Source organism: Paraburkholderia phymatum STM815 (assembly GCF_000020045.1).
Classification (GTDB): Bacteria; Pseudomonadota; Gammaproteobacteria; order Burkholderiales; family Burkholderiaceae; genus Paraburkholderia; species Paraburkholderia phymatum.
The window spans coordinates 916,337-937,193 of sequence record NC_010622.1; the positions used below are offsets into that span (position 1 = coordinate 916,337).

Annotated in this window: 22 protein-coding genes; 18 read left to right on the forward strand and 4 right to left on the reverse strand. The window is 62.9% G+C overall.

All coding sequences use genetic code 11. The features are described 5' to 3' along the window. Nucleotides 1-70: 70 nt before the first annotated feature. Nucleotides 71-3,349 (reverse strand): ribonuclease E/G, encoded by a 3,279-nt coding sequence (locus tag BPHY_RS04135; RefSeq protein ID WP_012400227.1) that lies wholly within the window; start codon nt 3,347-3,349, stop codon nt 71-73. 763 nt (nt 3,350-4,112) lie between these two features. Here BPHY_RS04135 and BPHY_RS04140 point away from each other — a divergent pair. From BPHY_RS04140 to BPHY_RS04155, 4 genes are read left to right on the forward strand one after another with little or no spacing between them, the layout of a single operon-like run. Further along, nucleotides 4,113-5,174, forward strand: coding sequence for an RluA family pseudouridine synthase (locus tag BPHY_RS04140; protein WP_012400228.1), 1,062 nt, complete (start codon nt 4,113-4,115; stop codon nt 5,172-5,174). Continuing rightward, complete coding sequence (locus BPHY_RS04145) at nt 5,155-5,814, forward strand: HAD-IA family hydrolase (RefSeq protein WP_012400229.1); 660 nt, start codon at nt 5,155-5,157, stop codon at nt 5,812-5,814. The genes BPHY_RS04140 and BPHY_RS04145 overlap by 20 nt, the downstream gene beginning before the upstream one ends. Then, entirely contained in the window at nt 5,811-6,203 is a 393-nt protein-coding gene (locus tag BPHY_RS04150; RefSeq protein ID WP_012400230.1) for a Rieske (2Fe-2S) protein, read from the forward strand. Before BPHY_RS04145 ends, BPHY_RS04150 begins: the two co-directional genes overlap by 4 nt. A gap of 45 nt (nt 6,204-6,248) precedes the next feature. Next, entirely contained in the window at nt 6,249-7,259 is a 1,011-nt protein-coding gene (locus BPHY_RS04155) for a S49 family peptidase (protein ID WP_012400231.1), read from the forward strand. Between the two features lie 56 nt (nt 7,260-7,315). Here the strand turns inward: BPHY_RS04155 and BPHY_RS04160 are convergent, their stop codons facing one another. Both BPHY_RS04160 and BPHY_RS04165 read right to left on the reverse strand, forming a co-directional pair. Then, a complete protein-coding gene (locus BPHY_RS04160; protein WP_012400232.1) occupies nt 7,316-8,035 on the reverse strand; it encodes an SAM-dependent methyltransferase in 720 nt (239 codons plus the stop codon). Beyond that, a complete protein-coding gene (locus BPHY_RS04165) occupies nt 8,032-8,652 on the reverse strand; it encodes a Maf-like protein (protein WP_012400233.1) in 621 nt (206 codons plus the stop codon). The genes BPHY_RS04160 and BPHY_RS04165 overlap by 4 nt, the downstream gene beginning before the upstream one ends. A 239-nt stretch (nt 8,653-8,891) precedes the next feature. Here BPHY_RS04165 and BPHY_RS04170 point away from each other — a divergent pair, with 239 nt between their 5' ends. Both BPHY_RS04170 and rpmF read left to right on the forward strand, forming a co-directional pair. Continuing rightward, nucleotides 8,892-9,530 carry a DUF177 domain-containing protein gene (locus BPHY_RS04170; protein WP_012400234.1) on the forward strand — a complete coding sequence of 213 codons (639 nt, stop codon included), beginning with the start codon at nt 8,892-8,894 and terminating at the stop codon, nt 9,528-9,530. Nucleotides 9,531-9,643: 113 nt separating this feature from the next. Further along, nucleotides 9,644-9,823, forward strand: a complete 180-nt coding sequence (rpmF, locus tag BPHY_RS04175) for a 50S ribosomal protein L32 (protein WP_012400235.1) — start codon at nt 9,644-9,646, stop codon at nt 9,821-9,823. 40 nt (nt 9,824-9,863) lie between these two features. On the opposite strand, the gene BPHY_RS43040 is transcribed toward rpmF, so the two are convergent. After that, a complete protein-coding gene (locus tag BPHY_RS43040) occupies nt 9,864-10,061 on the reverse strand; it encodes a hypothetical protein (RefSeq protein WP_244257689.1) in 198 nt (65 codons plus the stop codon). On the opposite strand from BPHY_RS43040, the gene plsX reads away from it, so the two are divergent. The 12 genes from plsX (at nt 9,987) to BPHY_RS04235 (ending at nt 20,713) form a co-directional block, all read left to right on the forward strand. Then, complete coding sequence (plsX, locus tag BPHY_RS04180) at nt 9,987-11,090, forward strand: phosphate acyltransferase PlsX (RefSeq protein WP_244257685.1); 1,104 nt, start codon at nt 9,987-9,989, stop codon at nt 11,088-11,090. The two genes, BPHY_RS43040 and plsX, sit on opposite strands and share 75 nt — an antisense overlap. Further along, the gene (locus BPHY_RS04185) at nt 11,090-12,079 is read left to right on the forward strand and encodes a beta-ketoacyl-ACP synthase III (RefSeq protein WP_012400237.1); all 990 of its coding nucleotides are present in this window, start codon (nt 11,090-11,092) and stop codon (nt 12,077-12,079) included. Before plsX ends, BPHY_RS04185 begins: the two co-directional genes overlap by 1 nt. A gap of 93 nt (nt 12,080-12,172) precedes the next feature. Further along, nucleotides 12,173-13,105, forward strand: coding sequence for an ACP S-malonyltransferase (fabD, locus tag BPHY_RS04190; protein WP_012400238.1), 933 nt, complete (start codon nt 12,173-12,175; stop codon nt 13,103-13,105). A 65-nt stretch (nt 13,106-13,170) separates the two neighbouring features. Then, nucleotides 13,171-13,920: a 3-oxoacyl-ACP reductase FabG gene (gene fabG / locus BPHY_RS04195; RefSeq protein WP_012400239.1), complete on the forward strand. Its 750-nt coding sequence runs from the start codon at nt 13,171-13,173 to the stop codon at nt 13,918-13,920. 147 nt (nt 13,921-14,067) lie between these two features. Continuing rightward, nucleotides 14,068-14,307 (forward strand): acyl carrier protein, encoded by a 240-nt coding sequence (gene acpP / locus BPHY_RS04200; RefSeq protein ID WP_004197638.1) that lies wholly within the window; start codon nt 14,068-14,070, stop codon nt 14,305-14,307. A gap of 353 nt (nt 14,308-14,660) precedes the next feature. Next, entirely contained in the window at nt 14,661-15,899 is a 1,239-nt protein-coding gene (gene fabF, locus BPHY_RS04205; protein WP_041763284.1) for a beta-ketoacyl-ACP synthase II, read from the forward strand. 4 nt (nt 15,900-15,903) lie between these two features. Further along, nucleotides 15,904-16,395, forward strand: coding sequence for a protein YgfX (locus BPHY_RS04210; RefSeq protein ID WP_322789024.1), 492 nt, complete (start codon nt 15,904-15,906; stop codon nt 16,393-16,395). Between the two features lie 132 nt (nt 16,396-16,527). Continuing rightward, nucleotides 16,528-17,127, forward strand: coding sequence for an RNA polymerase sigma factor RpoE (gene rpoE / locus BPHY_RS04215; RefSeq protein WP_012400242.1), 600 nt, complete (start codon nt 16,528-16,530; stop codon nt 17,125-17,127). Between the two features lie 96 nt (nt 17,128-17,223). Further along, the gene (locus tag BPHY_RS04220; protein WP_041763722.1) at nt 17,224-17,865 is read left to right on the forward strand and encodes a sigma-E factor negative regulatory protein; all 642 of its coding nucleotides are present in this window, start codon (nt 17,224-17,226) and stop codon (nt 17,863-17,865) included. Between the two features lie 4 nt (nt 17,866-17,869). Further along, nucleotides 17,870-18,910: a MucB/RseB C-terminal domain-containing protein gene (locus tag BPHY_RS04225; protein WP_012400244.1), complete on the forward strand. Its 1,041-nt coding sequence runs from the start codon at nt 17,870-17,872 to the stop codon at nt 18,908-18,910. Between the two features lie 19 nt (nt 18,911-18,929). Then, entirely contained in the window at nt 18,930-20,438 is a 1,509-nt protein-coding gene (locus BPHY_RS04230; protein WP_012400245.1) for a DegQ family serine endoprotease, read from the forward strand. Continuing rightward, nucleotides 20,435-20,713: a glutaredoxin family protein gene (locus tag BPHY_RS04235; RefSeq protein ID WP_012400246.1), complete on the forward strand. Its 279-nt coding sequence runs from the start codon at nt 20,435-20,437 to the stop codon at nt 20,711-20,713. Before BPHY_RS04230 ends, BPHY_RS04235 begins: the two co-directional genes overlap by 4 nt. Nucleotides 20,714-20,857: the final 144 nt, after the last annotated feature.

Consider the following 20,857-nt stretch of genomic DNA (forward strand, 5'->3'; position numbering starts at 1 on the left):
TTGGAGGCGGGCTTTTTCGGGGTGCCCGAGCGGTAAGGCTCGGGCAGGCTCATGTCAGATTAGCGGTCGCTTACTGATGCTTCGCCGTTTCGACCTGCTGCATCGGCGTCGTATCGACGGGAGGAAGCGCCTTGCGCTCGCGCGCAACGCGCGCGGGCTTCACGGTCTGCGCCGCAGCTTCCTGGGCAGCGCGCAGCTTATCGGAGTCGGTGTTGACCCAGACAAGGCCGGCACTTTCCAGCATCGACTTGAGCGCATCCGCCGACTGGCCGGCTGCTGCGCCGTTCGTGCGAACAGGTTGCGGTTCGGCCGCTGCGGCGACGGGCGCAGCTTGCGTTTCAGCCGGTTCCCGAACGGGTTCCACAACAGGTTGCGCTTGCGTCACTTCTGCAGCGGCGGCTTCAGCGGCAGGTTCGACGACCGGCTCGACGACCGGCTCGACGACCGGCTCGACGACCGGTTCCGCTGCGACATGTGTTTCGGCCGCTGGTTGCGCGACTTCCACAGGTGCTGCTGCCGGTGCGGCCGCAACGGGTTCGATGGCCGGTTCAACTGCGACAGGCGCAGCCGCGACGGTTTCGACCTGCGCGGGGGCTTCCGTTGTTGCGACAGGGGCGACACGCGCGGCAGCTTCGACAGGCTGCGTCTCGAATGTTGCCGGCTCGACGGGAGCCGCTTCGACCTGCGTCGCGGCGGGCGCTTCGTCTGCGGGCACGATGGCTTCCGTCTTCGCTGCCTTTTCGACGGCGAGGGCCGGCGTCTCAGCGGATGCATGCAGTTCGCTGACGACGGCTGCGCTCGTCGCGACGGCTGCCACGACGACTTCGACCGGCTTCACTTCCTGCACTGGCAGCTGCGGGACAGCTTCAACGGCTTGCGGTTGCGCTTCGTGACGGCCCGTGTGCTCCGGAGCGCGCACGGGCGCTTCCGTCGACGCGGCCGCAGCCGTTTCGCCTTCCGCTTCCGCGACATCGGCGGCCGTGTTCACGTTCACGCCTTCCTCGTCGCGCTCGCGACGGCCGCCACGGCGACCGCGACGGCGACGGCGACGCTCTTCGCCATCGCGTGCTTCGTCGCCGGGGACAGCGCCGCCCGCCAGATTCGCTTGCGCCTGCGCGGCGACATCGGCTTGTGCTTCGTTCTGGCTCAGTGCTTCAGCGGCTTCCGTCTGTTGCTTGCGACGTTCGCCGCGTTCGGCGCGTTCACCACGTTCACGGCGCTCGCCACGTTCCTGACGCTCGCCACGAGCTTCAGCGGCTTCCGCACGTTCGGCGCGCTCCTGACCGCGTTCCACACGTTCCGGACGTGCCTCGCGTGCTTCACGCGGTTCACGTGTTTCGCGGCCTTCGCGCGGCTCGCGACCGCCACGTGGTTCACGTGCTTCACGCGGCTCGCGTTCCTGACGTTCGCCGCGCTGCGACGGCTGACCCTGACGGCCTTGTGTTGCCGTACCTTCGCCGCGGCCTGCCGCATCGCGGCCACCCGCGCCGCCGCTGCGACGGTTGCGGTTGCGGTCGCCGCCGCGCTCGCCCGTGCGCTCGCCGCGCTCGGTGCGTTCGCCGCGTACTGGCTTCGCCGCCTTCTCGACAGGCGCGGGTGCGGGCGCCGGGGCAGCTGGCTGCATGCCGAACAGGCCCTTCAGCCAACCGATGAAGCCGCCCGTGGCAGGCTTCACTTCGACGGTAGCGGCAGCAGGAGCCGGCGTGCGCACAGGTGCGCTCGGCGCCGGCTTCTCGGGCGTGATGCCCTTGACGGCTGCTTCCTGCTTCGGCTTCACTTCTTCCGTGCGCTTGCTGTAGCCCGTTTCGGACTCCAGTTCGCGAGCTGCTTCTTCGGCCATCTTCCACGACGCTCGCGGATCGTCGAGGCGGGCGTCGTCGTGGCGCAGGCGCTCGAGCTTGTAGTGCGGCGTGTCGAGGTGCTTGTTCGGCACCAGCACGACGTTGACCTTGAAGCGCGACTCGATCTTGTTGATTTCCGAGCGCTTTTCGTTGAGCAGGAAAGCCGTGACCTCTACGGGCACCTGGCAGTGAATGGCTGCCGTGTTTTCCTTCATCGCTTCTTCCTGAATGATCCGCAGCACTTGCAGCGCGGACGATTCGGTATCGCGGATGTGGCCCGTGCCGTTACAGCGCGGGCAGGTCACGTGGCTGCCTTCCGACAACGCCGGGCGCAGACGCTGACGCGACAGTTCCATCAGGCCGAAGCGCGAAATCTTGCCCATCTGGACGCGTGCCCGGTCGTGCTTGAGCGCGTCCTTCAGACGCTGCTCGACTTCGCGCTGGCTCTTGGCCGACTCCATGTCGATGAAGTCGATCACAATCAGGCCACCCAGATCGCGCAGACGCAACTGACGAGCGACCTCGTCGGCGGCTTCGAGGTTCGTGCGTGTGGCCGTTTCCTCGATGTCGGCGCCCTTGGTGGCGCGCGCCGAGTTCACGTCGATCGCGACGAGCGCTTCCGTGTGGTCGATCACGATCGCGCCGCCCGACGGCAGCGGCACCGTGCGCGAATAGGCCGTCTCGATCTGGTGCTCGATCTGGAAACGCGAGAAAAGCGGCACGTCGTCGTGATACCGCTTCACCTTGTTGACATTGTCCGGCATCACGATGTCCATGAAGGCACGCGCCTGGTCATGGATTTCCGTGGTGTCGATCAGAATTTCGCCGATGTCCGGCTGGAAGTAGTCGCGAATCGCGCGGATCACGAGGCTCGATTCGAGATAGATCAGCATCGGCTGACCTTGCGTGCCGCTTTGCGACGCGGCCTCGATGGCGCGCCACAACTGCATGAGGTAGTTCAGGTCCCACTGCAACTCTTCGGCGCTGCGGCCGATGCCCGCCGTGCGCGCGATGATGCTCATGCCCTCGGGCAGTTGCAGCTGCGACATGGTTTCGCGCAGTTCCTGGCGGTCGTCGCCTTCGATCCGGCGCGACACACCGCCGCCACGCGGATTGTTCGGCATCAGCACGAGGTAGCGGCCGGCGAGCGAGATGAACGTGGTGAGGGCCGCGCCCTTGTTGCCGCGTTCTTCCTTCTCAACCTGGACGATCAGTTCCTGGCCTTCCTTGAGGGCATCCTGGATGCGCGCGGAGCGCATGTCGACGCCTTCGCGGAAGTACTGGCGAGCGACTTCCTTGAACGGGAGAAAACCGTGGCGGTCTTCACCGTAGTTGACGAAGCAGGCTTCGAGCGAAGGCTCGATGCGGGTCACGATCCCCTTGTAGATATTGCCTTTGCGTTGTTCACGCCCGGCAGTTTCGATGTCGATGTCGATGAGTTTTTGCCCATCGACGATGGCGACGCGCAATTCTTCCTGCTGCGTCGCATTGAACAACATGCGTTTCATTGAACGGCTCCAGAGCGGCTCTGCGTGTCCCGGCCGACGGCGCGCGGGATCGAATCGAACCCGGCGGGCGGACAGGGCAGCGGCATGCCGCGCCTTATTGTGTTTTCACAAGCACGCTGGAGCGGGAAAGATGGTGAGGAGAATTGCCTTGAAAGGGCGCCGTCCGAAAGAAAATGGACGCGCTGCCGCAGGGCACATGCGAACACGGCTTCAAATAATAGCCCGACACGCCGCGGGTCCTGGCAGCCGACTTGCACAGGCTTTCGTCCACGTGCGCTGCCGCGCCAATTGGGCGCGCGTCCGGACGGGTTCGAAAGCCGCGGTCTTGCCGCAGCGGGAAAGCTCGCTCACAACGCGCGCCTGTCCCGCTCGGGGGTGTCTCGCATCATTTTGACGTCGCCATGTCCCGCACTTCCTGCGGGACGCCTCGGGCGCACGCCGTATTTTCGCCACTGGCCGCTTCGCGCTGAAGGGACATCAAAGCCGCCCGTTGCCGAAGCTCGCCAGTCAAATTCTTTTTGACCAAAATTCCGTTACCGACGGTGCCGGCCATGACCGAACGTGCCTGTGGGCGCCGTCCCTGCCGTGTCGTGCACCGTGCGTGCAACTTGTTGCATCTCATTTTCAGGGCGAGCAACCAGCCCCCGGCGCAAGTAAAATAACGTTTTATCGCTTGCACCTGCGCAATCCACCCGCGATTCGGTTTAATGCGCCGATCCTATATGGTCGGCCACCGCAGACTGCTGGGCAAATTATATTCAGAATGAAAGAGTTAGGCAAAATATCCCAGAAATCGGTGACGGGTGTCGCTGGCGATCAGGTTTCGATGCTCGAAATCGACGACAGTGCGGCCGGTCAGCGGATCGACAATTTCCTGTTGCGCGTCTGTAAGGGCGTGCCGAAAAGCCACATATACCGGATTCTGCGCAGCGGGGAAGTGCGCGTAAACAAAGGGCGGGTCGATGCGCAGTATCGGCTGGCTCACGGCGATCTGGTGCGTGTGCCCCCCATCCGCATCGCAAAAAGCGATGAGCCGGCGCATGCACTGGCGCCGTCCGCGCATTTCGACATCCTGTTCGAGGACGACCATCTGCTTGTGATCGACAAGCCGGCGGGAGTAGCCGTTCACGGGGGCAGCGGCGTCGCGTTCGGCGTGATCGAGCAATTGCGCGCGGCGCGCCCGCAGGCAAAGTTCCTCGAACTGGTGCATCGGCTGGACCGCGAAACCTCGGGCGTACTGATGCTCGCGAAAAAGCGCGCGGCGCTCGTCAATCTTCACGAGCAGATTCGCGAAAACAGGATGGACAAACGCTACTACGCATGCGTGCACGGCGAGTGGGCGAGCGACTGGGGCCGCCGGCGCGCGGTGAAGGAGCCGCTGCACAAGTATTTGCTGCCAGATGGCGAGCGGCGCGTGCGCGTGCAGCCGGACGGCCTGCCATCGCACACGGTTTTCAATCTGATCGAGCGTTGGCCGGACTACGCGCTGCTGGAGGCGGAACTGAAAACGGGCCGGACTCATCAGATTCGAGTCCATCTGGCGCACCTGGGGTTACCCATCGTCGGCGACGCCAAGTATGGCGATTTCGCACTGAACAAGGCGCTTGCGCGTGCGAACGCGAATCTCGGCCTCAAGCGCATGTTCCTGCATGCATACAGGCTTAAACTGACGCATCCGGCATCAGGACAGACGGTGCAGTTCGATGCGCCGTTGCCGGCGGAGTGCAAGCGTTTCCTCGCGCAGCTCGCCGAAATGGCTGGCCGGACGGCGGAGCACACACAATCACATAACGAGACGGGAACGCATGGCTCGACAGCAATTTGATCTGATCGTCTTCGATTGGGACGGTACGTTGATGGATTCGACCGTCCATATCACGCGCAGCATCCAGGCGGCGTGCCGCGACCTCGGGTTGCCGGTGCCCGCCGACGAGGCCGCGAGTTTCGTGATCGGTCTTGGCTTGCGCGACGCGCTCCAGATCGCGGCGCCGACGCTCGATCCGGCGGATTATCCGCGGCTTGCCGAGCGCTATCGCTTTCACTATCTGGTGAAGGATCAGACGACCGAGCTGTTTGCGGGCGTGCGCGAGATGCTGGCGGACCTGCGAGATCAGGGCTATCTGCTCGCAATCGCGACTGGCAAGAGCCGCGTCGGCCTCAACCGCGCGCTGGATCAGGTGCGACTGACGAGCCTGTTCGACGGCACCCGCTGTGCCGACGAAACGTTCTCGAAACCTCATCCCGCCATGCTGCACGAGCTGACACGCGAACTGGGGCAGGATCCGGTGCGCACATTGATGATCGGCGATACCACGCACGACCTGCAGATGGCGATCAACGCGGGCGTGGCGGGCGTCGGCGTCACTTATGGCGCGCATCCCGCCCGTTCGCTGGCGGCGCTGGAACCGAAATTCGTCGCGGACAGCATCGCATCGCTGTCGGGCTGGCTGCGGGAGCACGCATGACGGACGCTGCGCTCGAACCGGTGCGCGTGTGCGCGTCGGAGGAACTCGTGGACGGCGGCGCGGGCGTTCGCATCGACGCGACGCACGCAGGCGGCGATGCTGTGGTGTTTTTTGTCCGCTATGACGGCGTTGCCTATGGTTATCTGAACCGGTGCGCGCACGTGCCGATGGAACTGGACTGGAACGAGGGACAGTTCTTCGAGTCGTCGGGCCTATACTTGATGTGCGCGACACATGGTGCGATTTACGCGCCAGATACAGGCAAATGTGTGGGTGGACCGTGCCGCGGCGGCAGGCTTCGGCCGCTGCACGTCGCCGAGCGCGATACCCCGGGAGGCCGTGCCGTATTTTGGCTGCCCGAAGCTGATCTGCGTCCGGCGTCTGCCTGATTTCCCCGCAGTCTTTCCCAACTCGATTTCAATCGGCGGCAACGCATGTCCGACAATCTGACTCCCGATCCGAAGGAACCTGCTGCGGCGAGCCGTGAAGCGCGCCGGGTATCTGGCGACGAGCCGAACTGGGAGCGCGCCGCACTCGAGCGGGTCGCGCTTGCAGCCATCAACGAACAGCGCACTGCCCGGCGTTGGCGCATTTTCTTCCGCTTCGTCTTTCTCGGCGTACTCGTCCTGATCGCATGGGCGGTGCTCGATTTCAGCGGCGAGAAGGTGGCCACGAGTGGGCGACATACGGCGCTCGTGACACTTGACGGCGAAATCGCGTCGGATACTAACGCGAACGCTGAAGATATCGACATGGCGCTGGCCAATGCGTTTGACGACGCAGGTACGGCAGGCGTCGTCCTTCGCTGCAACAGTCCGGGTGGCAGTCCTGTCCAGGCGGGCATCATTTACCGTGAAATCCGGCGATTGCGCGGCAAGTATCCGGCAATACCGCTTTATGTCGTCGTCGGCGACATGTGCGCTTCGGGCGGTTACTACGCCGCGGCGGCGGCCGACAAGATCTACGTCGACAAGGCCAGCATCGTCGGATCAATCGGCGTGCTGATGGACGGCTTCGGCTTCACAGGGCTGATGGATAAGCTCGGCATTCAGCGCCGGATGCGCACTTCTGGGGAGAACAAGGGCTTTTATGATCCGTTCTCCCCCGATACGCCGAAGATGGACTCCCACGCGCAGGTGATGCTGGACGAAATCCATGCGCAATTCATCGATGCAGTGAAACAGGGGCGCGGAAAGCGGCTCCAGGACAACCCTGACATTTTTTCCGGTCTCTTCTGGACTGGGGAAAAGAGCGTCGAGTTGGGTCTCGCCGACGGCTTCGGCGACACGAACTACGTCGCTCGCGAAATCATCAAGGCGCCCGACGTGGTCGATTACACGGTGAAAGAGAGCATCACGGATCGTGTGGCGCGCAAGTTCGGCGCGGCTGTCGGCGGCGGTGCCGTGCGCGCGATGGCTACGATCGGGAAATTGAACCTGCGATAAGTGCTCGTGGGAGCCTGGGAGCGGCGGCCGACATCTGGCGGCCGCCTTCCTGGGCGTCAGTTCGCCAGAATCAGAAAAATCGCCGGGCGCTTGTGGAGTTCAGGCGCCGGCTTCTTCTTCCAGTCGGCGACCGTCTGGGTGACAATCGTTTCACCTTCCAGCGTCAGATCGACAGCAACGCACACGAGCGTCGACGGCGCGCACGTCGCGATCAACGTATCGAGCAACGCCCGATTCCGGTACGGCGTTTCGATAAAGACTTGCGTCTGCTTTGCTTTGCGCGACTGCTGTTCGAGTTCGCGCAGGCGTTTCGCGCGTTCGTTCGCGTCGACGGGCAGGTAGCCCTGAAACGCAAAGCTCTGGCCATTCAGTCCCGACGCCATCAGCGCGAGCAGGATCGAGCTGGGCCCGACCAACGGGACCACTTTCACGCCGCGCTCATGCGCGCGGCGCACGAGCAGCGCGCCCGGGTCGGCGACAGCGGGGCATCCGGCTTCTGACACGAGACCCGCATCGGTCCCCGCCAGGACTGGCGCCAGCAGTTTGTCGATATCACCGGCCGGTGTGTTGACGTTCAGTTCGCGAATCTCGATTTCCTGGATCGGCCGCTCCGTGTCGACCTTCTTCAGGAATGCGCGTGTCGTTTTCGCGTTCTCGCCTATGTAATAGTGCAGGGCCGCCGCGCGTGCGCGCACGGGCGCGGGCAGGACGGCATCGAGCGCGGCCGTGTCGCCTTCGCCGAGTGTATTGGGGATGAGGTAGAGAACGCCGCTCATCGTGCCTCCGCCAGCAGTGGATAGCCCGCGGCTAGCAGCATGCGCGTCAGAGCGATCAGCGGCAGGCCGATCAGCGCGGTCGGATCGTCGGATTCGATGGCGTCGAGCAGCGCGATGCCGAGGCCTTCCGCTTTCGCGCTGCCTGCGCAGTCGTACGGCGTTTCGGCGCGCAGATAGGCGTCGAGCAAGGTATCGGGCAGGTCGCGAAAGCGTACCTTGGTGATTGCATTAATCGTCTGGACGCCGCCGGATACGCTGTCGAGCAGGCAAAGCGCGCTATGGAAGCGCACCTCGCGGCCGCGCATTGCCTGCAGTTGCGCCAGCGCCTTTTCATGCGTGCCGGGCTTTCCGATCTGATGGCCGTCGTAGGTCGCGACCTGGTCAGAGCCAATGACGAGCGCGCGCCCGTCGCCCGCAAGCGCCACGGCGACGGCGCGGGCTTTTGCCTGCGCGAGGCGCAGCGCGGTTTGTTCGGGCAATTCGCCGGGGAGTGGCGTTTCGTCGATGGCGGGCACGACGACGTCGAACGGGATGCGCAGGCGCTCGAGCAATTCGCGCCGATAGGGTGAACTCGATGCCAGGATCAGGCGGGGCGGGCGTTTGGAGGATTCGGGCATGCTGGGGAAGAATCTTGATCGGTCGGTAAATCGGGGTGTGAAAGGCAGGGCGCGGACATGTCCGCGCAGCGCGCCTTAAGTGTTTGACTCGAAAAGACAAAACAGATATGATTTTGGGCTTTTCATCGGTATGCTTTGCCAAATGGCGCCCCGGACGGACTTCTGTTCGTCATTTCAGCGCCAGCCAGCAGGGCATAGTGACTTACCCGGCTGAAATCCTTGCCGACGCAGGAGCGCACATGACTCAACATCCTGGCAAACCTGCTGGTCTCGTCGACCCGCGCGCACTCGACCTGTTCGAATTCGCACGCAGTGGACGTCAGGCCGCGGGTACCGTGCGCGTCTCGCAACTGCCGCGCATGTTAAACGAAGTCCCGGAGGAAGCGCCAGACCGCGATACCGCGTTCACCTGGCAAGCCGAAGGGACGACGCAGCCGGAATTGCAGGACGACGGCACCGAAGGGCCGCAGCCGTACCTGAGGCTCGCGATTCACGGCGCCGCGTGGCTGGAATGTCAGCGTTGCCTGTCTCCGTACGAGCAGGCCTTCAACGTCGATGCGACTTACCGGATCGTCAATACCGAAGAGGAAGCTGAAGAGTTTCCTCTCGACGAGGATGAAGTCGATGTGATCGTTGGGTCACGCCAGTTCGATCTTGTCGACTTGATCGAAGAGGAATTGCTGCTTTCATTGCCGCTCGTGCCGAAGCACGACATCTGCCCCGAAGTGCACGAGAGTCTCACCTCGGGCGTAGCCGGGCTGGAAGACGAAGAGGCCGCCGAGGGCGAAGCCGAAGAGGGTGAAGAACCCGCGCGGCCGAATCCTTTTGCGGCGCTCGAAGGCCTGAAGTCGGGCGGGTCCGGCGGCAAGAAGCACTGAACAGTTGCAAGGGGGCGCGATGAGGTGCGCCGGACACGGTGGCTTAGCCACGTGGCCTATGGCGGTTGCCGCATCGGGCTGTGTTAGAATTCGGAAAATTTTCAGGAGTTATCATGGCAGTTCAACAAAACAAGAAGTCGCCGTCGAAGCGCGGCATGCACCGCTCGCACGATTTCCTCAACGCAGCGCCGCTGGCAGTTGAGCCGAGCACGGGTGAAGTGCATCTGCGTCACCACATCAGCCCGAACGGCTACTATCGCGGCAAGAAAGTCGTCAAGACGAAAAACGACTAATCGTCCAGCATTGCGCTCAACTGGGTCTGGCCCATTGGCGTTACGCGTGGCGATCGGCTCGCTTGACATTTTCCCGGTTGATCAAAAAGGCGGCATTCAACTGCCGCTTTTTTGTGCCTGAAATTCGTCGCATTCCATGACTGTAAAGCTCACGATAGATTGCATGGGAGGCGACCACGGCCCGTCCGTGACCGTTCCCGCTGCTGTCAACTTCGTTCGCTCGCACGCCGATGCGCATCTGATGCTCGTTGGCATCGAAAGCGCGATTCGTGCGCAGCTCAAAAAGCTGAAAGCGGCAGACAATCCGGCACTCACGGTCGTATCCGCATCCGAGATCGTCGCGATGGACGATCCCGTCGAGGTCGCGCTTCGCAAGAAGAAAGACTCGTCGATGCGCGTGGCGCTCAATCGCGTCAAAGACGACGAGGCGCAGGCCTGCATCTCCGCCGGCAACACCGGCGCGCTGATGGCCGTTTCCCGCTATGTCCTTAAAACGCTCCCGGGCATCGAACGTCCGGCGATTGCGTTCGCCCTGCCCAATCCCACCGGCTACACGACGATGCTCGACCTCGGCGCGAATGTCGATTGCGAGCCGCAGCATCTGCTGCAGTTCGCGGAGATGGGGCACGCGCTGGTGGCCGCCGTCGAAGGCAAGGAGCGCCCGAGCATCGGGCTCCTGAATATCGGCGAAGAGGTGATCAAAGGCAACGACATCATCAAGCGCGCGGGCGAACTACTACGTACCAGCACCCTCAATTTCCGCGGCAACGTGGAAGGCAACGATATCTACAAAGGCACCGTCGACGTGATCGTCTGCGATGGCTTTGTCGGCAACGTTGCGCTGAAGACGTCCGAAGGCCTTGCGCAGATGCTGTCCGACATCATCAAGGAAGAGTTCGGCCGTTCGTGGCTGACCAAGGTGATGGCCGTGCTCGCGCTTCCTGTGCTGCTGCGCTTCAAGAAGCGCGTCGATCACCGCCAGTACAATGGCGCGGCGCTGCTCGGCCTGCGCGGGCTGGTAATCAAGAGCCACGGCTCGGCGGACGCCTATGCGTTTGAGTGGGCAATCAAACGCGGGTATGATGCCGTCAAAAATGGCGTTCTTGAACGCCTTGCCCGCGCGATGGAGGAGAACGCGGGTTCACTCGAACAGGCGAAGCGCGACGCAGGCGGGCCGGGTTCCGCGAGCCAGATGGCTAGCCCGATCGCAGGTCCGGTTTCTGGCCAGCCGGCCGAGCCCTACAGCGCACAATCCTCGAAGGCATAATGGCTCAATCCACTACCTATTCCCGCGTGCTGGGCACGGGCAGCTATCTGCCGCCCAACCGCGTTTCCAATCAGGATCTGGCCGCTCGTCTCGCGAAGCAGGGAATCGAGACGAGCGACGAATGGATCGTGGCCCGCACGGGCATCCACGCGCGCCACTTCGCCGAACCTGACGTCACGACCAGCGACCTCGCACTGATCGCGTCGCAACGGGCGATCGAAGCCGCCGATGTCGATCCGCAGGCCATCGATCTGATCATCGTCGCCACGTCGACGCCGGACTTCGTGTTTCCGAGCACAGCCTGCCTGCTGCAGAACAAGCTGGGCATCAAGAACAACGGCGCCGCGTTCGACGTGCAGGCCGTGTGCTCAGGTTTTGCCTATGCCGTTGCGACGGCTGACAGCTTCATTCGAAGCGGGCAACATCGTACTGCGTTGGTGGTCGGGGCTGAAACGTTCTCGCGCATTCTCGATTTCAACGACCGCACCACGTGCGTGCTGTTTGGCGATGGCGCGGGCGCCGTCGTCCTGCAGGCATCGGACGAGCCGGGCGTACTGGCAAGCGCGTTGCACGCGGACGGCAGTCATTCGAACATTCTCTGCACGCCGGGCAACGTGAACGGCGGCATCGTGCAAGGCAGTGCGTTCCTGCACATGGACGGGCAGGCGGTGTTCAAGTTGGCTGTCAACGTGCTGGAAAAAGTCGCGGTCGAGGCGCTGCAGAAAGCCGATCTTCAACCCGAACAGATCGACTGGCTGATTCCGCACCAGGCCAACATCCGCATCATGCAGAGCACGTGCCGCAAGCTCGGCCTGCCGCAGGAGCGGATGGTCGTCACAGTGCACGAGCACGGCAACACGTCGGCGGCGTCGATTCCGCTCGCGCTCGATGTCGCGGTCCGCGACGGACGCATCCAGCGGGGCCATAACGTGCTGATCGAAGGCGTCGGCGGCGGCTTTACATGGGGCGCATCGGTCATCCGTTACTGATGGCCGCGCGCAGCGGCGCCAGACGCCGCTTCAAGCCGTAGCGCACGCCATGCGTGCATCACGCACATTTGAACTCATCGAATTGGGGACGATATGAAATTTGCGTTCGTTTTTCCGGGGCAGGGCTCGCAGGCGGTCGGCATGCTCAATGCGTTCGCCGACAACGCGATCGTGCGCGAAACCCTCCAGGAAGCGTCCGACGCGCTCAACCAGGATATCGGCAAGCTGATCGCCGAGGGCCCGGCTGAAGACCTGAATCTGACCACCAACACCCAACCTGTGATGCTGACGGCTGCTTACGCAATCTTTCGCGCATGGCAAGCGGCAGGTGGTCCTGCGCCTACAATCGTGGCCGGCCACAGCCTCGGCGAATACACGGCGCTGGTCGCCGGCGGCGCGTTGAAGTTCCGCGACGCGGTGCCGCTCGTGCGTTTTCGTGCGCAGGCCATGCAGAATGCAGTGCCCGTCGGCCAAGGCGGCATGGCTGCGATTCTCGGCCTCGACGACGACACCGTGCGCGAAGTTTGCAAGGAAGCATCGGCGGCAGGCGTCGTGGAAGCTGTCAACTTTAACGCGCCTGCGCAGGTTGTGATCGCCGGTCACAAGGCCGCCGTTGAAAAGGCGTGCGAAGTCGCGAAGGCAAAGGGTGCGAAGCGCGCGCTGCCGCTGCCCGTGTCCGCGCCGTTCCATTCGTCGCTGCTCAAGCCCGCGTCGGATCAGCTGCGCGAGTACCTGGCGAGCGTCGACGTGCAGGTGCCGTCCATCCCCGTCGTGAACAACGTCGACGTGGCTATCGTCAACGAGCCGGCCGGCATCAAGGATGCGCTGGTGCGTCAGGCGGCGGGTGCCGTGCGCTGGGTCGAATGCGTGCAGTCCATCGCGAAACAGGGCGTCACGCATGTGATCGAATGTGGTCCCGGCAAGGTGCTGGCGGGTCTGACCAAGCGTATTGACGCTAACCTGGTCGGCGCGGCAATCGTCGATCCCGCCACCCTCGACGAAGTGCTGAAAGTCGTCTCGGCCTGAACGTCCATTTGTGCGGCAGCAACGAATCAAACAGCCTGCGTGTGCAGGGAATGCGGAATTGAACGATGGAAAAGACTCTCGATAAACAGATCGCGATCGTGACGGGTGCCTCGCGTGGCATCGGTCGCGCAATCGCCATCGAACTCGCGCGTCAGGGCGCGATGGTGATCGGCACGGCAACGAGCGAAAGCGGCGCGAACGCAATCTCGGAAGCGTTCAAGGCCGAAGGCCTGAACGGCCGCGGCGCGGTGCTCAACGTCAACGACGCTGCTGGTATCGAAACGCTGATCGACGGTACGGTGAAGGAATTCGGCGCGCTCAACGTGCTGGTGAACAACGCGGGCATCACGCAGGACCAGCTTGCCATGCGCATGAAGGACGAAGACTGGGACAACGTGATGGATACGAACCTCCGGTCCGTATTCCGCCTGTCGCGCGCGGTGCTGCGCCCGATGATGAAAGCACGCGGCGGCCGGATCATCAACATCACGTCGGTGGTCGGCTCGGCGGGCAACCCCGGTCAGGCGAACTACGCGGCCGCGAAAGCGGGCGTAGCGGGCATGACGCGTGCGCTGGCACGCGAGATAGGCAGCCGTAATATCACGGTGAACTGCGTCGCGCCGGGCTTCATCGATACCGACATGACGAAGACCTTGCCCGAAGAGCAGCAAACCGCGCTGAAGGCGCAGATTCCGCTCGGCCGGCTTGGCAGTCCGGAAGATATCGCTCATGCTGTCACGTTCCTCGCATCGCCCCGGGCCGGTTATATCACCGGCACGACGCTGCATGTGAACGGCGGCATGTATATGTCGTAATCGAATTCGGTTACTATCCGCGCCGCAATGCCATTCGCGGCGTGGACGGAACGGCTTTACAGCAACCCAGTGCGCCGCTTTTTTACAGATGCAAACCTGATAAAATGCGCGCACCTGTATTTATGAACTTTTTCCCTTGGAGGGGTAATGGACAATATTGAACAGCGCGTCAAGAAGATCGTTGCAGAGCAACTCGGTGTTGCTGAAGCGGAAATCAAGAACGAAGCATCGTTCGTGAACGACCTCGGCGCTGACTCGCTCGACACGGTCGAACTGGTGATGGCTCTCGAAGACGAATTCGGCATGGAAATTCCGGATGAAGAAGCCGAGAAGATCACGACGGTTCAGCAAGCGATCGACTACGCTCGCGCTAACGTCAAGGCCTAAAGGTCATTCGCGCCTGGCTGGCTGCTTCGGCTGCTGCGAAGTCCGCAGGGTCCGTCGTGCCGGTAGCCTTGATGCGCCGGATGGCGCAAGCAGGGCAGGCGTCAATGCCAATGCGCATGCGCGCGAGCCTGACGGCGTCGTTCAAGGCGCACTGGCCGATAAAGCATTTATCGGCTCTTTCGCCATTGCGCTTACTGGTGCAAGTTCTGGCGTTGCCGCCAGTGCACCGGTCAGCGTATTCGTCAGCGCCCTGGTCAGCACGATCGTCAGGTTAAACAGCCACAGGGCACACAGGGCGCTTTCCTGTGCGCTCCTGTGGCTTTTGTTTTGTCATCTATGGAAAAGGGGTTACCGTGAGCCGTCGTCGTGTTGTTGTTACAGGCCTGGGGCTTATTTCGCCTGTTGGCAATAATGTTGCCGACGGCTGGGCCAATCTGGTCGCCGGCAAGTCTGGCATCGCCAACATCACGAAGTTCGACGCGTCGAACTTCTCCACACGTTTCGCCGGTGAGGTGAAGGGCTTCAACATTGAAGACTACATCGCCGGCAAGGAAGCGCGCCATATGGATACGTTCATCCATTACGGCGTGGCTGCCGGCATCCAGGCGATGCAGGACAGCGGCCTCGAAATCACCGATGCGAACTCGGAACGCGTTGGCGTCGTGGTCGGTTCGGGCATCGGCGGCCTGCCAATGATCGAAGTCACGCAGACGGAACTGCTGAATCGCGGCCCGCGCCGGATTTCGCCGTTCTTCGTGCCGGCGTCGATCATCAACATGATCTCCGGTCATCTGTCGATCAAGTTCGGCCTGAAGGGTCCGAACCTGTCGATGGTGACGGCTTGTACGACGGGTCTGCATTGCATCGGCGAGGCATCGCGTCTGATCGAGTACGGCGACGCCGACGTGATGATCGCGGGCGGCGCGGAATCGACCGTTTCGCCCCTCGGCATCGGCGGCTTCGCGGCGGCGCGCGCGCTGTCGCAGCGTAACGACGATCCGGCGACGGCGAGCCGTCCTTGGGACAAGGACCGCGACGGTTTCGTGCTCGGCGAGGGTGCGGGCGTGATGGTGCTCGAAGAGTACGAACATGCGAAGGCGCGCGGCGCGAAGATCTACGCGGAAGTCGGCGGTTACGGCATGAGCGGCGACGCGTATCACATGACGGCCCCGCTCGAAGACGGCGACGGCGCACGCCGCTGCATGATCGCAGCGATGAAGAACGCTGGCGTCAACCCCGATTCGGTGAATTACCTGAACGCGCACGGCACCTCGACGCCGCTCGGCGACCTCGCCGAAACCACGGGCATCAAGCGCGCATTCGGCGATCACTCGAAGAAGATCGTCGTAAATTCGACAAAGTCGATGACGGGTCACCTGCTGGGCGGTGCGGGCGGTCTGGAGTCCGTGTTCACGGTCCTGGCTGTGCATCACCAGGTGTCGCCGCCGACCATCAACATCTTCAACCAGGATCCGGAATGCGATCTCGACTACTGCGCCAACACGGCGCGGGAGATGAAGATCGACGTCGCGCTGAAGAACTCGTTCGGGTTCGGCGGCACGAACGGCACGCTGGTTTTCAAGCGCGCCTGATCGCTTGACGGCGGCATCCTCGCGGCCGGCTGAGCCGGCTCACGCGCCCGCTCCCGCTCCCGCATTAATCGGCGGACCCTCGCAACGCATTGCGCTGCGGCGGTCCGCCGCATTGCATCTGGCGACCGCGATTTTCGTCATCGCTGCTGTGGCCGCGGTCTGTGCCACAGTCAGGGCGCGCTGGGGCATCGGTCCCGCAGTGCTGGCGGGGCTGGCCGTTTTCGCGATTCTCTCGCTGGCCGCCGTCCGTGATGGGCGCAATCAGCCGGGCGCCCTTAAAATCGGGCCGGAAGGGCTGTCGGTCTGGAGCTGGGCGGGAATATTGCGCGCCGAAGGCCGTATCGTTGGATGCAGCCAATGGAGCGACAGCCTGCTGATGCTCTGTCTCGAAGAAGACGGGGGCAGATTGCAGCAGCTGCTACTCGCGGTCGACATGCTTGACCGCGATGTTTTTCGTGAACTCTCTGTGCTCGCCAGACGTGAGGCGCGCATCTGACGGGACGTCCCGGCGTGGCTGCGCGCCTTGACTGTAAAGACTGTAACGGGTGTTACGGGCGTAACGTGCCGAGGTGAAGGGGACGCTACAATGGTGCCCCGCTACACGCGCAAAAGTTAACGGATTTATCAGGTGAGCGAAAAAGAAATAGATCAGGTGCTGGTTGAACGCGTTCAGAACGGCGACAAGGCCGCGTTCGAGCTTCTGGTCTCAAAGTACCACCGCAAGATCATCCGGCTGATCTCGCGCCTCGTGCGGGATCCTGCCGAGGTCGAGGACGTGGCCCAGGATGCCTTCATCAAGGCATACCGGGCGCTGCCCCAATTCCGCGGCGAGTCCGCGTTCTATACGTGGTTGTACCGTATTGCCGTCAATACGGCCAAGAATTACCTTGCGACCCAAGGCCGGCGAGCGCCCACTTCGACGGAAGCAGATGCTGAAGAAGCGGAAACTTTCTCGGATGCCGACCAACTAAGGGATATCAACACGCCCGAGTCGATGTTGATGAGCAAACAGATCGCTGAGACGGTCAATGCTGCGATGGCGGTTTTACCGGAAGAGCTGCGCACCGCCATAACTCTTCGTGAAATTGAAGGTCTGAGCTACGAGGAAATCGCCGAGATGATGGGCTGCCCAATCGGCACCGTCAGATCGAGAATTTTCCGCGCTCGCGAGGCCATTGCGGCAAAATTGCGTCCGCTGCTTGACACACCCGAAGGCAAGCGCTGGTAGCGGCTGTTGGACAGCGGCCAGCCGGCCTCGCGGACAGCGGCGCAGTATCTGGGTCAAGTGGTGTCACTACGGGATGTCTGAAAGATGGGGAGCATCATGGGGTCGGTTTCGGTGCCAATGCAAACAAACGCGCAAGCAAGCTCGCATGCCGAGCTTCTGTCTGCTTTCGTCGACGGTGAACTGTTCGACGGCGAGCATCCGAACACAATTCTGGCCGCGCTGGATCAAAAAGATCGCGCGGCATGGTCGTGCTATCACCTGATCGGCGACGCGCTGCGTTCCGACGATCTGGCTGTCAGCCCGGCTACCAGCAGTGCCTTTCTGGCGGGGTTTTCGGCCCGCTTCGAAAACGAGGCGCATGTGCTCGCACCGGCTGCCATGCCGGCCGCACGCCGTCTGCTCGCCTTGCGCCGCCGAGTGATTCCCGCATTCGCCGTGGCGGCTGCGGCCGCGACGCTGACGTGGATCGTGATGCCGCAGCTGTCGGGCATCGACACGGGTGCGGGCGTGACGCAGGTCGCGTCGGTCGCGCCGCACGGGGACTCGGTGCAGCGCGTGGCAATGGCTTCGATGCCTGCCGCGACCACGGCCCAGGCGGAAGTATCAGACGGCAACATCATCCGCGACGCAAGCCTCGACCAATATCTGGAAGCGCATCAACAGTTCGGCCTGCAGCCTGTCGTATCGGGTTCGATGCCGTTGCTCCGCGCGGCTTCTCTGACCACGCAGGGCCACTAGTCTGATGCAGAGTCTGCGGTTGAAAAAAACGACCATCTGGGGGCGGCTGCCGGCAATCCTGTTCTGCGCAGCCGTGCTCTTGTCCGCTACGTCGCGCACCTTTGCGCAAACCGACGATTCTGCCGCCCGGCACAGCGCGGCGGAACTGCTTAACCGGATCCATCAGGCCGCGCAGCAGCAAAACTACGAAGGCGCGTTCGTCTATCAGCGCGGCAACTTCGTGCAGTCCTCGCGCATTTCCCACTACGCGACACATAACGACGGCGAGTTCGAATCGCTGGAAAGCCTGGACGGCAAGCCGCGCAAGTTGCTGCGTCATAACGACGAACTCTATACATTCGTGCCTGAGCGGCATCTGTGTGTTGTCGAGAAGCGGCAGAACAAGGACTCGTTCCCGGCGCTGCTGTCGGCGAGTGGCGAGCAGGTTTTGACCGTCTACGAACCGAAGATGCTCGGCACGGATCGCGTCGCAGGCGTCGACAGCGAAGTGATCGAGCTGGATCCGAAGGACGCGAACCGCTTTGCGTACAAATTGTGGGCCGACACGAAAACGGGCCTGCTGCTGCGCGCGCAGACGCTCGACCCGAGCGGCCAGGTGCTCGAACAGATGTCGTTCTCGCAGATTCGCATCGGCGTCCCCGTTGACAAGACGCCCATCGCGTCCGGCATCAAGAACACATCCGGCTGGACCGTCGTGCGTCCGCCCGTCGAGCCCGTCGACATGGAAGCGCAGGGCTGGCAGCTCACCTCGCCCGTTGCGGGTTTCCGCAAGATTCGCGAGCTGCGTCGGCCGATGGCGGCGCATGATCCGTCCAATCCGCCTATCCCGGTCGACCAGATGGTGTTCTCCGACGGCCTTGCAGCGATCTCGATCTTCATCGAGCCGGTCGAAAAAAGCACCCGTAAGGAAGGGGCGGGGAACAGCGGCGCAACCCACGTGCTGGTGAAGCGGCGCGGGGATTTCTGGATCACCTTGCTCGGGGAAGTGCCTCAGACCACGTTGCAGCAATTTGCGGCTGCCATAGAATACAAGCCTTCCAGGTAATCCTTCGGTTCCCCACGACATGACGATTCTCTCGGTGCGCAAATTCTTCGCGGCCGCAGTACTGGTGGCTTGCCTGCCGCTCGCGCCGCACACGGCGTCGGCGGCGCCTGCTGCCAATCTGCCCGATTTCACCGATCTGGTCGACAAGGTCGGGCCGGCCGTCGTCAACATTCGCACCACGGCGCGCGTCTCCAACAGCACGCGCGGGTTGCCGCCCGGCATGGACGACGGCGACATGTCTGAGTTCTTCCGGCGGTTCTTCGGCATTCCGATGCCTAACTCGCCGCAGTCGCCGGGCACGCCGAATTCGCCGCGGGGCGGTAACAACGGCAACAACGACCAGGATCAATCGCCCGACAACGGTCCCGATACCGAGCAGAACAGCGGCGTCGGCTCGGGTTTCATCCTGTCGCCGGACGGTTACGTGATGACTAACGCGCACGTGATCGACGACGCGGACACGATCTACGTGACGCTCACTGACAAACGCGAATTCAAGGCCAAGCTGATTGGCGTCGACGAGCGCACGGACGTGGCCGTCGTCAAGATCAATGCAGCGAACCTGCCGACGGTACCGATCGGCGATTCCAACAAGGTGCGCGTCGGCGAGTGGGTTGTCGCGATCGGCTCGCCGTTCGGGCTCGAGAACACGGTGACGGCGGGCATCGTCAGTGCGAAGGGGCGCGACACGGGCGACTATCTGCCGTTCATCCAGACGGATGTGGCCGTGAATCCAGGCAATTCGGGCGGCCCGCTGATCAACATGCAGGGCGAGGTGATTGGCATCAACTCGCAGATCTACAGCCGGACGGGCGGCTTCATGGGCATCTCGTTCGCGATTCCAATCGACGAAGCGATGCGCGTCGCCGATCAGCTGAAGGCGTCGGGCAAGGTCGTGCGCGGACGGATTGCCGTCGCGATCGGAGAGGTGACGAAAGACGTTGCGGATTCGCTCGGCTTGCCGAAGGCGCAGGGTGCGCTCGTCAGCAGCGTCGAGCCGGGCGGCCCGGCCGACAAGGCAGGCGTGCAACCTGGTGACATCATCCTCAAGTTCAACGGTCACAACGTGGACACGGCGACGGATCTGCCGCGCATGGTCGGCGATACGAAGCCGGGCACGAAGGCGACGATCACGCTGTGGCGCAAAGGCCAGACCCGCGAGGTGCCGGTGACCGTCGCCGAAATGCAGCCTGAGAAGGCCGCGAAGGCCGACCAGAAGAAGGCGCCGACGCCCAAGCCGCGTGCATCGAACGCGTTGGGCGTGGCGGTCAGCGATATCCCCGCCGAACAGATGAAGTCGCTGAAGCTGCATAACGGCGTGCAGGTCGATGCCGTCGACGGTCCGGCCGCGCGTGTGGGCTTGCAACGCGGGGACATCATCCTGCGCGTTGGCGACACGGATATCACGAGCGCGAAGCAGTTCGAAGAAGTCACCTCGCATCTCGACGCGTCGAAGATGGTCGCGCTGCTGGTCCGCCGCGGGGAAAACACGCAGTTCGTGCCCGTTCGTCCGCGCGCGTCGAAGTGACGAACGCGATCGGCCCGGGGGCATCGCTTACGCTCTACGGGCGTGCGTGGTGCCACCTGTGCGATGACATGCGTGCGGCGCTGGGGCCCTTCCTGACCGAGTTCGGCATGCAGCTTGAAGTGATCGACATCGATGCCGATCCTGCGCTCGAAGCACGTTACAACGACTGGGTGCCCGTGCTGGTTCTCGAGGGCGTCGAGCTGTGTCATTACCATCTCGACGAAACGCGTTTGCGCGCTGCGTTGACGGCTCATTCGGCAACGCCGCGACGATGACCGGCAAGCCGCGAACAGGTGTCCCGATAGCACGAATGGCTCCCGCTACCTGGAAGTCGCGCCCGGCGCCCCCCTTTTCGGCTAAAATAGATAAGTTTTTCACTTACTTACAAGGCGTGCTCCGCAATCGTCCGAGCGCGCCTT